The sequence below is a fragment of the Undibacterium sp. Di27W genome (genome assembly GCF_049340345.1).
GTDB lineage: Bacteria > Pseudomonadota > Gammaproteobacteria > Burkholderiales > Burkholderiaceae_D > Undibacterium.
Window position 1 is genome coordinate 1 of the sequence record NZ_JBMPOS010000014.1, and the last position, 13375, is coordinate 13375.

Consider the following 13375-nt stretch of genomic DNA (forward strand, 5'->3'; position numbering starts at 1 on the left):
TGTTTTTCAACGTTGGGGTGATGATAGGCGCGCCGTTGTCATTGGAGTTACCCAATGTAGCTGTCAGTTTGTTGTTGGCTGCAGCGGAGGTGTTGGAGCCTGTCAGTACGTCTTCGTCTTGCAGGGCGTTCACGCGGGCATTGCCTTGTGGTGTGTAGACCAGGCCTGCTGTGAAGTTTTCTGCTGTAGCGATGTCGGTATTGCTTGTCAGTGTGAAGTCTTTTTGACCGCCGCCTTGAACGATGGACAGGATGGTGGCATCTTGTGTCGCGATTTGGGAAGCTTGGGTCGCTGAGTCAACTACTTTGCTCAACCAGTCTTTAGCCAGGTTGGTGTTGGCTGGCAGGGAGTAGGCAACGATTTCGTCTGTTGTGTCTACTGCTGTCGTGAAGGAGGTTGCTGCTGCGACTTTGGAGTCAACGGCGACTTTGTCTGCACCAGTGGCGCCGCCCAGGATGGCGATCGCTGCTTGGCCCATGGTGACTTTGCCACCCAGCAATTGACCTACCCAGTAGTTCAAACCTGCGACGTCGGCTTTGTGGCCAAACAGGTTGTTGTACACGGTGTTGATGGTGTCTTCTGTTGTTTTGCCAGCAAATGCAGTAGCGTATTCTGGTTGCTTGGAGAACAAATCAGCGATCTGACCGATTGTCAGGTTTTGCGCTGCCCAGTAATTCAGACCATTTGGATCTGCTGGACGGTTGAAATAAGCGATGTAAAGCTTTTGGATATCAGCAGCTGTGTTAGCCATTTAGAGAACTCCTAATTTATGATTTAAAAAGTGCGAAGCTTGCTTTTTAGGCACCTACTCGCGTTACGGCAAGCAGATAATCGCAGAAGCACCCAATCGAAGATGTGACCGAAATCACATTTTCAAAAAAAAGCAATACTTAACAACATTTGGCTTTGCTATTCCAAGAATTTTCATTTGTTCTGCAGAAACAGCTTTCAAATGAAAAGCCTAGATATGACTTTGCCAACCTACAATTATACGACTTCCCCCGAAGTAAACCAAAATGAATATTTCGTTACATGAAATTACTAAATTATTTATTAACTTCAATGTGAAATGAGCGTTCTTATACAGATACACAAATGTCAATCAAAGTATTTATATTCCCAATTCTGCTATAGGGAGACTAGAAGTATTGATTACCTGGAGATTCACCCTACATTCTTTGCAAGAAGTAAAGTTTCATAAAAAATAAAGGGCTTCCGAAGAAGCCCTCTTTGATAAGGAAATAAACAATTGCTTACAGCATCAATCAGAATTTATGCATGCGCATCACTATTATCACTTACCCCAAATTACATCATTTCTTATTCCAGTAAGTAACGCCGTATATCATGCGCTTACCATCCTCATCCAGCTTGGATTGAAATACATAGGCCGCCGTACCACCCTTTTCTGCGGTAACCACCCCTTGCACTGACATATTTGCAGTGGGCAAATATTGATTCGCACCAAACAAGACACCATTACTGGTCACAGAACCCTCGCCCCGCAAGGCAAATTTTTCACTGCCTGCGATTACATCAAAACCTGTAGTGAAAGTTGCCTTGGCGAAATCCAACTGCAATTTGCCATTCTCCAGTTTTGCCGGCGTTTCCAGGTTCTTTACATTATCCTTCATTAAAGCCAGACTATCGTTCAGGGCGAAACCCATACTGCCTGTAGTCGGTATCTGCCATTCGGTATTTTTTACCTGGTTTACGCCGTAATAGATATTCATAAAACGCGTGGAGGAATCGTTTTGCTTGCTAATATCAAAATCCGCCTTTTGTCCAAATAATTCGTAATAGCGTCCCCAGATGATGGTATTTACCAGAGGTGCCTGACCACCGGAAGCCCCACTACCTGTGCCTGTGCCAGTACCCGTACCACTCCCAGTATTCGTGCCAGTGCTAGTGCCTGCACCCGCTCCGGCATCAATACCTGTTGACGGTTTATTACCATTGGACGCCAAGCTCTGTTTCACACTACCGGCCTTGTTTGGGTCAAGATTGGGATCCGATACGGCTGGTACATTGGATGAACTATTGACGCTTGCTGCCTTATTACCTGGTTCATCGGGTCTTGGAGGAACCACCGAATCAGGTGAAATACTCGGCGCTGACTGCAAGAGTTGAGGCTTACTTTGTCCTTTGTTGATTTGCAGCAACAAACCTTGTTGACGAGCAAACAACTCCGTTGCACTCAAACCTTCGCACGGCCCACCGCCTTGAGGCGAACAAGCGCCATCAAAACCACTGACCACAACACCGCCCTCAAGCACCACTACCCGCGTCACATCCTGTGTAGTTGATACGATAAAATCCGTGCCGCGTACACCAATGGCAGCAACGGGGGTATTAAAGCGGAAATTTTGCCTGGCCAGCTTGACTGCGCTACCTGAAACACTACGTGCCACCCCAGATATCAATTCAAGCTTGATGCGCGTATTTGAAGGGTCTTGTTTATCTACATGGTAGCTGACTATGCGAGCTTCACTATTAGGGCGCACGATCAATAAGCCATCGTCCATGGTTTTAAGATAAATATAACCATCGCTGCCAGTCTTGATACTGGTATTCTCAGAAATAAGGCTATCAATGACGGCTGCTTTGCCATTGATCTGCACATTTCCCCAGATTGCAGTCACTTTGGCCGCATCCTCTGCAAAAGCCAATGCGGGAAAGGCCAGTATGGATACCAGTATCCATCTGACAAATCTCTCTGACATATTATCTGCTCTTATCTTCATATTTCATCCTTGCCTGCTGATAATATCAGCATAATCCTTCACATCGCAGGCTCACATCGCCTCAGCAAATACTCATTTTCACAGTTAGCATTATCCACTGATAAATAAAAAATATTGTGACGACGGTCACAATTTACAAATTCCAGTTACTATAACATTTTTTTGCTAAGCCATTGATAACAGTAGGATTATGATGAATACGCAAGTATGACTGCCATTAATGAATCATGCTGAGCAAATAAGCATCTGCGTTAATTAATTGGCAAGATCTACTCCAACACCATAATATATGGTATTTAACTTGGGGTAAGATGCATAAAATCCAACATTTTTTTATGTTTCAGCTTATGATGCAGCCGAAATTATTTTGATCAATACGTTTTTTCAATTTGCCTCATTGCACAGTGAATAATCCAACGGACGCTATTAGGCCATCATGAGGCATGCTCTCGGGATTTTTTTGCGTACTCCGGCAAAAACCTATCTTTGGCTGTTGATTGCCACAGTTGCGGTCAGCCTGTGCGCAGTCAATCAATGGTTACCAGAAAACCAGCGTCTGTTCTCAGGTGACGAATGGTTGCGTGACCGTTATACCCAGTTGAGAGCCAGGGACTTGCCAGAAGAGCGTGTCGCCTTGATTGATATTGATGATCATAGCATTTCGGTGCTGGGCGCCACCCCCTGGCCCAGGGAACGTATCGCTGATTTGATAGAGAAACTGATCGTTGAGTTCAATGTTCGCGGCGTTGCCCTGGATATTTATTTTGAAAAGCAACAAGACACCATCGGTGATCAAAGGCTGGCGATGCTGGCAGCCCACGGGCCTGTGGTATTGGCACAAGCTTTTGATTTCCATAAAAATAAATTCACTCCTGCCCGCAATGGTCAATTGATCGGTGGCACTCCGGTCAGCAGCTTTAGCGAAGAGCATCTCGCCCATATGGCAAAGGCAACAGGATTTATTGCCAATCATGCTGGCCTGAATGCAGCAAGATATATAGGAAATATTGGCTTTGTACCCGATCCAGATGGAACTTTACGCCGGATTCCGGCTCAGACGCGCTTTGACAACAAGGTTTACGATGCCTTGTCGCGAGTATTGCAGCAATGCTGTTCAGGAAAAAAGACAGATAAAGTCTATCCAGGCACAAGCCGCTTTTCAGATGTAGATGAAAACGGTTTTGCACGGGTAGATTACAAGCGCACATTGGCCTCGTATGAAGTCATTCCGGCGCTCAGTGTATTGCAAGGAGAAGCGCCGCTAGAGTCATTGCAAGACAAATATATCATTATTGGTTCGTCGTCTTTGAGCCTGGCTGATCGTGTACCAACACCACTACTTTTTTCCACCAGCGGATTTCTGGTGCATGCGCAAGCCTTAAGCACCATGCTCGATGAACAGGAAGGACAGCACTATATAAAATGGCCGGGACGCTGGCTGGCCTTGTTATTTTCTGCGATCACCGCGGGTATGGCCGTATTTATGTTTCCCCGTTTTTCGGCTCTGTCGAATACCCTGATGCTGGGAGGGGGCTCGGTAATTTGGCTGGGCTTGGCTTACCTGATAGTCGACCACGATATGTGGTTCTCACCTGTCAGCCCTTTGATATCGAACTTTTTTTTACTGGCTGTAGCAGTCCCATTTGGTTGGCAGGCAACACAGCAAAAATCACGCAGGCTCCTGGGAACCCTGCAACAATATGTCGCCAAAGCTGTAGTACAAGAATTATTACGCAGTGATTTGAAAGATCCACTGGCTCCGCGCCAATTGCATGTGACGACCTTGATTGCTGATATGGAAGGGTATACCAGCCAGGTTGAAAACCTGCCCATGGAAGAAGCCGCCAGTTTGACGCGGGAATTTCTGGAATGCCTTACCGCACCAGTACTGGCAAAGGGAGGGACACTGGATAAATATACCGGCGACGGCCTGGTGGCATTTTGGGGTGCCCCTCTTCCAGTAGAAAACCATGCAGATCTGGCAGTCGATGCTGCCATAGAAATAGTCAGAAATGTTAGAAAATTAAGTAGCCAATATGAGCAACAAGGGAGAAAAAAGGTTAGAGTCAGAATCGGAATAGAAAGCGGTATCGCCATTGCCGGAGACTTTGGCAGTTCCTTCCGTAGCATCTACACTGCCGTTGGCGATAGTGTGAATACCGCTTCGCGCCTGGAAGATGCTGCCCGTCACTTTCCCTATGACATCATCATAGGGAAAGGCACAGTGGAAAGCTCCAACAGGCACAGCTTCGAACCATTAGGTGAGCGCTTACTTAAGGGCAAGGAAAAACCGACCACAATTTACACAGTTGAGGTTAGCGCATGAAGATAAGACGCAAGCATTTGCGCTTTCTGCCTCTCTTGCTGTTACTGGCATCATTTGCGCATGTCCGCGCTGAAACATCTGCAGAGCAAATCGATAGCGAAAACCTGTACATGGGGGCCTTGAAAGCCATCAGCGAAAAGCGCCATGATGAGGCCAAGGCCATGCTCGCCAATTTAATAGAAAAAATTCCCCAGCACGCAGGTGCCTGGTTGGAATTGGCTATGCTGCAATGTGAACTTGGCAACAAAGCAGAGGCTGATCGCCTGTTTATGAAGATGAAACAAAGTCTGCCTTTGTCTGAAGATCAGATTCATAAACTTGATCTTTTACAACCCAAGGAATGCTACATCAAGCCGCCAGAAAAACATATTTCAGTATCTCTGGAAGTCGGCTATGACACCAATGTCAACCAGGGTGCCAGCAATCCCAACTTTACGCTGGGGAGTGGTGCAAGCCAACAAAACATCATACTATTGCCGGAATACCAACCAAAAGCTGATCGCTATGCCACCATTGCCGTCAATCTGTCCAAAGATATCAGCAAGGATGGGGCACAAGGTTTCACCCAATTACGCGCACGCAGCTACGATACCCTGACCTCGTATAACACCATGGCCTTTGCCCTTGGTGTAGAGCAACCATGGAAATGGCGTGATTTCGCGCTCAAGGGCACAGCGATGGCCAGCGCCCTGACACTGGGTGGCAAACTGTACCAAAAACAGGAAATAGCACAATTACGCCTGACACCACCGATAAGCGCGTCAAGCCCATGGCGTTTCAGCACGATTGCCGCCTACACCAACGTGCAATACCCAACCCTGGCCAATTTTGATGGCCACACGTGGGAATTACGCGGCCTGGCAAGCTATGAAGCAGAAAAATTCGTGCTCCAGGGCGGCATTGCCTATCTGGCGGACCGGGCTCACTCCGATAGACAGGGCGGTCATCGTGAGGGTTACTATGCCAATCTGAGTGTGCGACGCCAATTATTACAGCAAACTGAGCTGGAACTGGGCTGTACCCAGCAATTGTGGCGAAGTGCGACAATTTATTCCCCCAACTTAATCGAAGTGGCAAGACGCCAGGAAATCCAGACATTAAAAGCAGCGCTTAACTGGTATGTCACCAACAATCAGGCCATACAGCTAGAATTCCGCATGACAAATAACAGAGAAAATATATCCCTCCTTCAATACAATGGCAAAACCGTGCAGCTAAACTGGCAGTGGCAAAATTTCTAAGTGAAATAAGGGGAAATCTGCGATTCAGTTCCTGCATTGCCAACAACATGAGGATATTTCAGACATAGTCATGTAGCAAGAAATGCAGCATATGGGATGAAAACGCCAAGAGACCGGTAAAATAGGCGAATCTGAACAAAAACGACACTCAAACCAATGACATCCACGTCTCTGATTTGAATTTTTGTCTGGCCGCCTCCATCTATCATCCAGCATGACACAGGAAAAATTGAGAACGAATGACCCGCTATTGCGCATACCAGCCCACAGGCCAGTCTTCAAAATTGGATTGACCAATGACAGTATCAAATAATGAAGTCGCAGTGATTCACAACAAGGCACCCAGCGCGGAGTCACAAGAGACTTCGCCTGGGCAATTGCAACTCAATATACCGATACAAACCAAGGTACAGGTCAAAGTCAACCAGATCACTGTCAATTTACGCAATATCCCCTTGTTGATGGGACTCAGTGACGAAGACATGGCCAAGGTCAAGGCGGATATGCGTGTACGTCACTTCAACAAGCGTGACGTGGTATTGCAAAAGGGTGGTATCGGTGACAGCCTGCTGTTTTTGCTGTCCGGGCAATTGCAAGTAGTTGACGTGACAGAAGATGGCCGCGCTATCGGATTGCGCATGCTCAAGGAAGGGGACTTTTTTGGTGAAATCGCCATCATCAATGGTACACCACGCTCCGCTTCCGTCGTCGCCCTGAGCAATGTACTAGTAGGTTTTTTACCGAGTGCCACGGCCCTGCATTTGTTTGCACACTCGCCTGCCATGGCAAATATGATGCTGCGTCACCTGGCAGAAAAAATACAGCGCGATTCTGAATTCCGCGCCTTGCTCAGTATCAGCAATACTTCCAGACGTATTTATGCCTTCATTGCCTTGTTCAAGAAAATCATGCCGGGTAATCTGGAAGTGATAGAAAACCTGCCTACCCATCAGGATATCGCCATGATGATCAATACCAGCCGGGAAACCGTCACCCGCGCACTCTTGCATCTGGCCCAGCAAGGCATAGTAGAAAAAGACTTGCACCGACTCATCATCCGTAAGCCTGACGAATTGCAAAAACTGGCTCTGGGCGCCACCTGAATCAGCTCGCCTGATACTGGGCCCACTACTTCATCATGCTATTTAATTCTTTTGGCTTCCTGTTTCTCTTCCTGCCCGTCACACTGGCGATATGGTGGTTATGCCAGAAAAAATTCGGTTTAAGACTGGCCCTGGCCTGGCTGGCCCTGGCTTCCTTAGTGTTTTACGCAGTCTGGGATATACGTTACCTGGTCGTCTTGCTAAGTTCCATCAGCATCAATTTCTGGCTCGGTGGCCGCATCCTGCAGGCCAAACAAGAACATAAAGATAAACTGGCCAGCCATTGGTTAAAAGCAGGCATAGGCTTTAATCTGCTGGTGCTGGGTGGATTTAAATACACTTACTTCTTGCTGGCCAATCTATTCGCCGTATTTCATGCCGCCCCTCCCATAGACCCTATCGTTTTACCGCTGGCCATCTCCTTTGTCACTTTCCAGAAAATCGCTTACCTGGTGGATTGCAGGCGTGGTGATGTGCGCAGACATACTGCGCTCGACTACCTGTTTTTCGTGTCCTTTTTCCCGCAACTGATCGCTGGCCCCATCGTCCATCACAAGCCCTTAATTGCGCAAACCAGGCCAGATGACAATCCCCTTTTTAAGCAAAAAGAAGCCGTCATCACTGGCCTGACATTTCTGGCGCTGGGTTTGTTTAAAAAGACCATATTGGCTGACAGCATGGCACGCTATGCCAGCCCGGTATTTGACTTAGCGAGACAGGCAACACCAGGGGGCGAAGCAGCCTGGCAAGCCATGCTGGCCTATACCCTGCAATTGTATTTTGATTTTTCTGCTTATTCTGATATGGCAATCGGACTGGCACTGATGTTTGGTTTTAAATTGCCCATCAATTTTTTATCCCCTTACAAGGCAGTGTCCATCATCGATTTTTGGCGGCGCTGGCATATGACACTATCGAGCTTCTTGCGCGATTACTTATATATCCCCCTGGGTGGAAATCGCCAGGGTCAATTCAAACGCTATCGCAATCTGTGGTTGACGATGTTACTCGCCGGCATATGGCATGGCGCTGGGTGGAACTTCTTTTTATGGGGAGCCCTGCATGGCAGCATGCTGTTGATCAATCATTTCTGGCAGCATGTTTTACAAGGCAGTACGGTGATCCGCAGGCTTTGGCACAAGCTGCCCAAGATAATCAGTATCGCCTTCACCTTCCTGCTGGTTGCTTTGGCCTGGGTGTTGTTCAGAGCGCCGGATATGACTAGTGCAACGCATATGTATAGCGCCCTGTTGCAACCCATGTCAGGTGCGCACCTGCCAGCGCTGCCATGGCAAAACATCGCACAAGTGGCAGAATCCTTGCTGAGTACTTCAGCAGATGCAGGCTGGCTGTGGGTAGGCATAGGCATGCTCATTGTCTGGTGTTTGCCCAATACGACAGAATTGCTGGCTTATGATCCACTCCCCAATGTCGCCATTCCACCCCTCAGTGAGCGCAGACAGATAATGCTTGGCCTGATCGCCGGTGCAGGTCTGTGGTTTGCCTTGAAATGGATGGCGGTCAGGCCAGCCACAGAATTTTTATATTTTAATTTTTAAGCGAGCCAGAATATGAAAAAATTCTTGTTCGCCACGATGGGCAGTTTCCTGGCACTCAGCATACTGTGGATAATAGGTATCAAATATCAGCTTGGTGTCGCGACCGGCAGTTCACGCTGGGTCTACGATGCTTATCAATTGAAAATACATGCAGCACAAGAGGTCAAAACACCTCGTGTACTTATTGTTGCCGGTTCCAATGCCATGTTCGGCCTGGACTCTGGCATGCTGGAAAATTTCTGGCACAAACCCGTCATCAATCTGGCGGTCAATGCCGGCCTGGGCCTGCCCTATATACTGGACGTGTCGCGTCGCGTCGCCCATCCCGGTGACACCATCTTCATGCCCCTGGAATATGCGCTCTACCTTGACGAAGGCAAAGCCAATGCGCAAGTCATCGACTATGTCATGGCCAGGGATCTTGATTACTGGCGCAGCCTGTCTCGCCTTAGCCAATTGAAGTTTGCAGCAGGCCTGGGGCCTGAGCGCTGGCTGCAAGGCCTGCGGCATTTACCCGATGGACCGGTCACCAGCGGCACCTACGGTGCCCATCACCTGGATGCCAGAGGTGACCAGACGCATTCCAGTCCGGCCGAACGCAGTCCCGGAGATATTGCCTCTGTCAAGGCCGCCAAAGCCTGGGATTATGGGCACAGGGCTGCGACAGAAACCGGTGGCTGGAAACTCATGGAAGACTATGCGCGCTGGGCTAAAGACCAGCATATCTGCCTGATCGCCGTACCTACGGTTTTACTGCATCATGCCAAATACGATAGCGATGCGGAAGACCAGGTTTTTTATGCAAGCTTGCCGCAGCGACTCAACAAGCTGGGGATAACTTATCTGGGAAAACCCCAAGATTTCATGTACCCGGATACCTGGTTTTTCGATACCGACCATCACCTGCAAGACTGGGCCAGGAAAGAACATACCGCCAGCCTGATCAAGCTCCTGCAGTCCCGCACCGATCTCAGCTGTGGACATGAGGGTAAGCTGACAAAAGCTGACTAAATCAGCTCTCGTCATGCATACTCATCTATATTCGCCCGGTATCAGTGTCGAGCGCATTGGCGATGCCGTCGATAACGTTCAGCAGGCGCTGCGACAAAGCTGGCCACTGCCTGGTTTCTGTCCATGCCTTTGCCTGCACTGCCTTTTCTTTCAATACCTGAGTATCTTGTAAAATCGCAGTGATCCCTGCAGCTATCGCATCAGGGTCGGTTCCAGGCAAGACATGCACGGCATCTTTAACATCATCAAAAATCGACAGTGGAGTGACTGCCACGGGACGGCCCGATGCCAAGCCCATGCGTACCGCAGCACTGGATGACTCTTGTGTCTTCTGATAAGGATAGACAATCAGATCAGCCTGTTGCAGCCAGGATTGACTGACTTCATCGGTCAAATATTCAGACAGGAAAGTCACATGTGCTTCCAGATTGGATTCATACATGAGACGACGACACAGATGATATTCGCCTTCCGACAAACCAACCGGATACAGCGAAGTCACCAGCAGCAAATGATACTGCTCGCCGTCTTCCTGTTCACGCAATTTGCCGAAGGCCTTGATCAAGGCTTGTATGCCTTTGTGAGGCAACAGAAAACCATAAGCGGCAATCACGGTTTTCCCTTGCAGATGACGGGCATCGACACGGTTCACTGCATTCGCCAGGGTAGGCATTAATCCCTGCGGGAAAAATAGCAGATTGTCGGTCACACCATATCCCTTGAGCCTGTTCATGTCATCAATGCCATGTACAAACAGGCGATCTGCCAATTGCAATTCCCTGGTGATCGTCGTCAGGGAAATCAAGCCATCATCATGCAGCACATCGGCGGTGGAATGAAAGAAGACATACACTGCTTTACCGGCCTCTTTCATGCGACAGATCAAATCCGCCAATGCCCTCAATGAAAAGAAACCAAAATTATATTGAATGACAATCGCATCCAGTTCTTGCTCTTGTATGTTCAGATGGACGTATTCCAGGTCTTCATCCAAACTCGCATCCCAGGCCCGGATCACGTTATGGCCATCACGCGCAGTTCTTTCAGGGATATGGCTACTCAGATAAACGATTCTGTCAGCAGGAATACTGGCCGTTAAAAATGCAGAATACGAAGCCACACCACAACGCGCATTCCAGGTACTGATCCAGCCTATGCGCGGCTCCTTACGCAACAAGGGCTGCTGCTCCAGTGCCGCGATTGCTGAACGCGATCTGCTGGCCACATCTGACCAGGCATAGTTCGCCGAGATATAGGCATGGGCGGCGGCTGTCCTGGCCGCAATCACCTCTACCGGACTGGTGTGGACTTCTTTCATCAGGCTGGCCAGATGCGCTATATCAGGATTGACCCAGGCTGAATGCATGGTGCTGAAGTGGGAGCCGGATTTGGCAAAATGATAGTCACACAACCACACCCTGCTGGCATCGCAAAAGTCCATTTGTCCGCTCCATGCCGTGGTAATCACCGGCAATTTGAGCAGCATGGCTTCCGCAACAGGCAAGTTAAAACCTTCACCACGGCTAGGTGCCACTACAGCATCACTGATCTCGTACAAACCACGCATTTGCGCCTGCGTATAATCATCCATGATGATATGTACATGCGGAAAATGTGCATCATCTGCCTGCAACGCAGCGAGTTGTGCGACCACATCATTATGCGGGTTAGGAAAGGTCTTGATGACGAGACTGACATCATCGCTATCCCGAAATGCCTGACCATACGCCGCCAGCAAGGCATCTGCTCCCTTGCGTGGGAAGCAGGAAGAGACATGCAAGAAACGATAGGTCTTCACGCTACTCAATACGCTGGCAGGAACAGGGATGGCGGCGTCTCTCAATACATGATCAACACCATTGCCCACGGCCGCAATCGGTATGCGCACGCCATTGTCGCGCAAGACCTTGCCAACAAAGCGCGACACCACCAGAACCAGATCCAGCTTGCGGTTGAACTCATTGACAAAATCCTGAGGAAAACCAGTTTCTTCCCAACCATAAGAATTGACGACCCTGACACGGGCAGGCATATCATCCAGTGTCGGTGGATAGCAATTACGCAAAACCACGTCCGGCATTTGCGTAGCTTGCATAGCCGTCGTTTGCATGCTGGCAAGATCTGGATTGCTAGCCAAAAATTCTGCTGATGCAGGAAAATCCCCGTGACCTTCACGACTACGCAAACCCAGTTGCAGCTCAGGTATATCAAGTGACGCCAGGCCTCGTACCAATTCACGATTGACGATAGCCAGGCTATAACTGGAATCGAAAGGCCCTTCCAGCTGCCACAATGCAGCTTGCGCTTCAGTTGCAAAAACGGGCGCTTGAGGTAGTTGCACACCCAGGTCTTGCAGAAATGCTTGCAGGCTTGCCTGTATCTGCTCACGTGAGAAGCGCTGAATATTTTGCCGCTGGCTGGCAATGATGCGACGACGCAGCGCTGGCTCACTCAATACCATCTGCACATGGGCAGCGCAAGTCGCAGGACTGACACTGGCATCCAGCAAAATACCGGCCTGCCCCATGGTAGCGCTGACACCTTCCGTGGCTCGGGCAATCACGGGCACGTCATGCAGCATAGCCTCGATCAATGGCATGCCAAAACCTTCATGTTCACTCAGGCTGACATAGACATCGGCACTACGGTACAGGGCCAGCAAGTCTTCTTCAGTAACCTTGCCTGTCATTAGCACCTGCCCATCCAGTTTCATGGCCGTGATGCGTGCACGTACTTCTGCCTCATAAGGCAGGCTGGTCACACCGCCTGCCAGTATCAGGCGCACTGGTTGCCTGGATAAATAGCGTAATTCCTCAAACATCTCCAGCAATTGCAATTGATGTTTATGCTCGCATAAGCGGCCGACAAATAAAATATTTTGCGCATCGCGCAAGCTGGCGATGAGCTGGCTGTTATAGCTGTGTTGTTGCCAGCGCCTGACATCCACCAGCAAAGGGATAGTTGTCACCCTGGCGTAATTGGCAGTACGTAATTCAGAACTATTCAATTCTGAATCTCCTATCGCCGCCTCGAAATCCTGCGCCCACGATACCAATTGCCTGGTCCCCAATAAACTCAATTCGGGCAAGCCATTATCTGGCAAAAACTGTGGTGGTGTAATATTGTGATAGACCAGTACCTTGCGCGCCTTGATCTCTTTCAGCCAGGCCGAGTTTTCATAACCCAGGCTATGATGCACCAGCAAAACATCCTCACTGGAGAGCTGCAGTTCCTTGATAGACAAGACTTCATCACGCACCTCGTCTTGTACCAGATCACAATAAATGTCCGATGAAAAACCCATTTCCCGTAACAGCTTACGAGTAAAGAACATGCCATTACTGACGCCGTCACCCCGGCCGCAAGAGGGGCTGAATTGATGTATCTGCAT

General features: G+C 49.0%; 8 protein-coding genes. 5 read left to right on the top strand and 3 right to left on the bottom strand.

Annotated features, from left to right (window positions below):
• A partial coding sequence (locus ACO0LF_RS24180) for a DUF4214 domain-containing protein (RefSeq protein WP_423018685.1) occupies positions 1 to 751 on the bottom strand: 751 nt, incomplete at its 3' end.
• Between the two features lie 562 nt (positions 752 to 1313).
• The gene (locus tag ACO0LF_RS24185) at positions 1314 to 2723 is read right to left on the bottom strand and encodes a FecR family protein (protein WP_423018687.1); all 1410 of its coding nucleotides are present in this window, start codon (positions 2721 to 2723) and stop codon (positions 1314 to 1316) included.
• Positions 2724 to 3180: 457 nt separating this feature from the next.
• On the opposite strand from ACO0LF_RS24185, the gene ACO0LF_RS24190 reads away from it, so the two are divergent.
• The 5 genes from ACO0LF_RS24190 to ACO0LF_RS24210 all read left to right on the top strand — a co-directional run bounded on the left by ACO0LF_RS24190 (position 3181) and on the right by ACO0LF_RS24210 (position 9984).
• The gene (locus tag ACO0LF_RS24190; RefSeq protein ID WP_423018689.1) at positions 3181 to 5070 is read left to right on the top strand and encodes a CHASE2 domain-containing protein; all 1890 of its coding nucleotides are present in this window, start codon (positions 3181 to 3183) and stop codon (positions 5068 to 5070) included.
• Positions 5067 to 6311 carry a tetratricopeptide repeat protein gene (locus ACO0LF_RS24195; protein ID WP_423018691.1) on the top strand — a complete coding sequence of 415 codons (1245 nt, stop codon included), beginning with the start codon at positions 5067 to 5069 and terminating at the stop codon, positions 6309 to 6311. The genes ACO0LF_RS24190 and ACO0LF_RS24195 overlap by 4 nt, the downstream gene beginning before the upstream one ends.
• 296 nt (positions 6312 to 6607) lie before the next feature.
• Positions 6608 to 7414, top strand: coding sequence for a Crp/Fnr family transcriptional regulator (locus ACO0LF_RS24200; protein WP_423018693.1), 807 nt, complete (start codon positions 6608 to 6610; stop codon positions 7412 to 7414).
• 35 nt (positions 7415 to 7449) lie between these two features.
• Positions 7450 to 8973: an MBOAT family O-acyltransferase gene (locus tag ACO0LF_RS24205; RefSeq protein ID WP_423018695.1), complete on the top strand. Its 1524-nt coding sequence runs from the start codon at positions 7450 to 7452 to the stop codon at positions 8971 to 8973.
• A gap of 12 nt (positions 8974 to 8985) precedes the next feature.
• Positions 8986 to 9984 carry a hypothetical protein gene (locus ACO0LF_RS24210; protein ID WP_423018697.1) on the top strand — a complete coding sequence of 333 codons (999 nt, stop codon included), beginning with the start codon at positions 8986 to 8988 and terminating at the stop codon, positions 9982 to 9984.
• 25 nt (positions 9985 to 10009) lie between these two features.
• Here ACO0LF_RS24210 and ACO0LF_RS24215 read toward each other — a convergent pair whose 3' ends face one another.
• Positions 10010 to 13375: a glycosyltransferase gene (locus ACO0LF_RS24215; RefSeq protein ID WP_423018699.1), complete on the bottom strand. Its 3366-nt coding sequence runs from the start codon at positions 13373 to 13375 to the stop codon at positions 10010 to 10012.

Excerpts from the sequence above, each read along its gene's own strand:
- ACO0LF_RS24185 (WP_423018687.1), bottom strand. The coding sequence starts at position 2,723 with ATGTCAGAGAGATTTGTCAGATGGATACTGGTATCCATACTGGCCTTT.
- ACO0LF_RS24200 (WP_423018693.1), top strand. The coding sequence starts at position 6,608 with ATGACAGTATCAAATAATGAAGTCGCAGTGATTCACAACAAGGCACCC.
- ACO0LF_RS24215 (WP_423018699.1), bottom strand. The coding sequence starts at position 13,375 with ATGCAGATACATCAATTCAGCCCCTCTTGCGGCCGGGGTGACGGCGTC.
- ACO0LF_RS24205 (WP_423018695.1), top strand. The coding sequence starts at position 7,450 with ATGCTATTTAATTCTTTTGGCTTCCTGTTTCTCTTCCTGCCCGTCACA.
- ACO0LF_RS24190 (WP_423018689.1), top strand. The coding sequence starts at position 3,181 with ATGAGGCATGCTCTCGGGATTTTTTTGCGTACTCCGGCAAAAACCTAT.
- ACO0LF_RS24195 (WP_423018691.1), top strand. The coding sequence starts at position 5,067 with ATGAAGATAAGACGCAAGCATTTGCGCTTTCTGCCTCTCTTGCTGTTA.
- ACO0LF_RS24210 (WP_423018697.1), top strand. The coding sequence starts at position 8,986 with ATGAAAAAATTCTTGTTCGCCACGATGGGCAGTTTCCTGGCACTCAGC.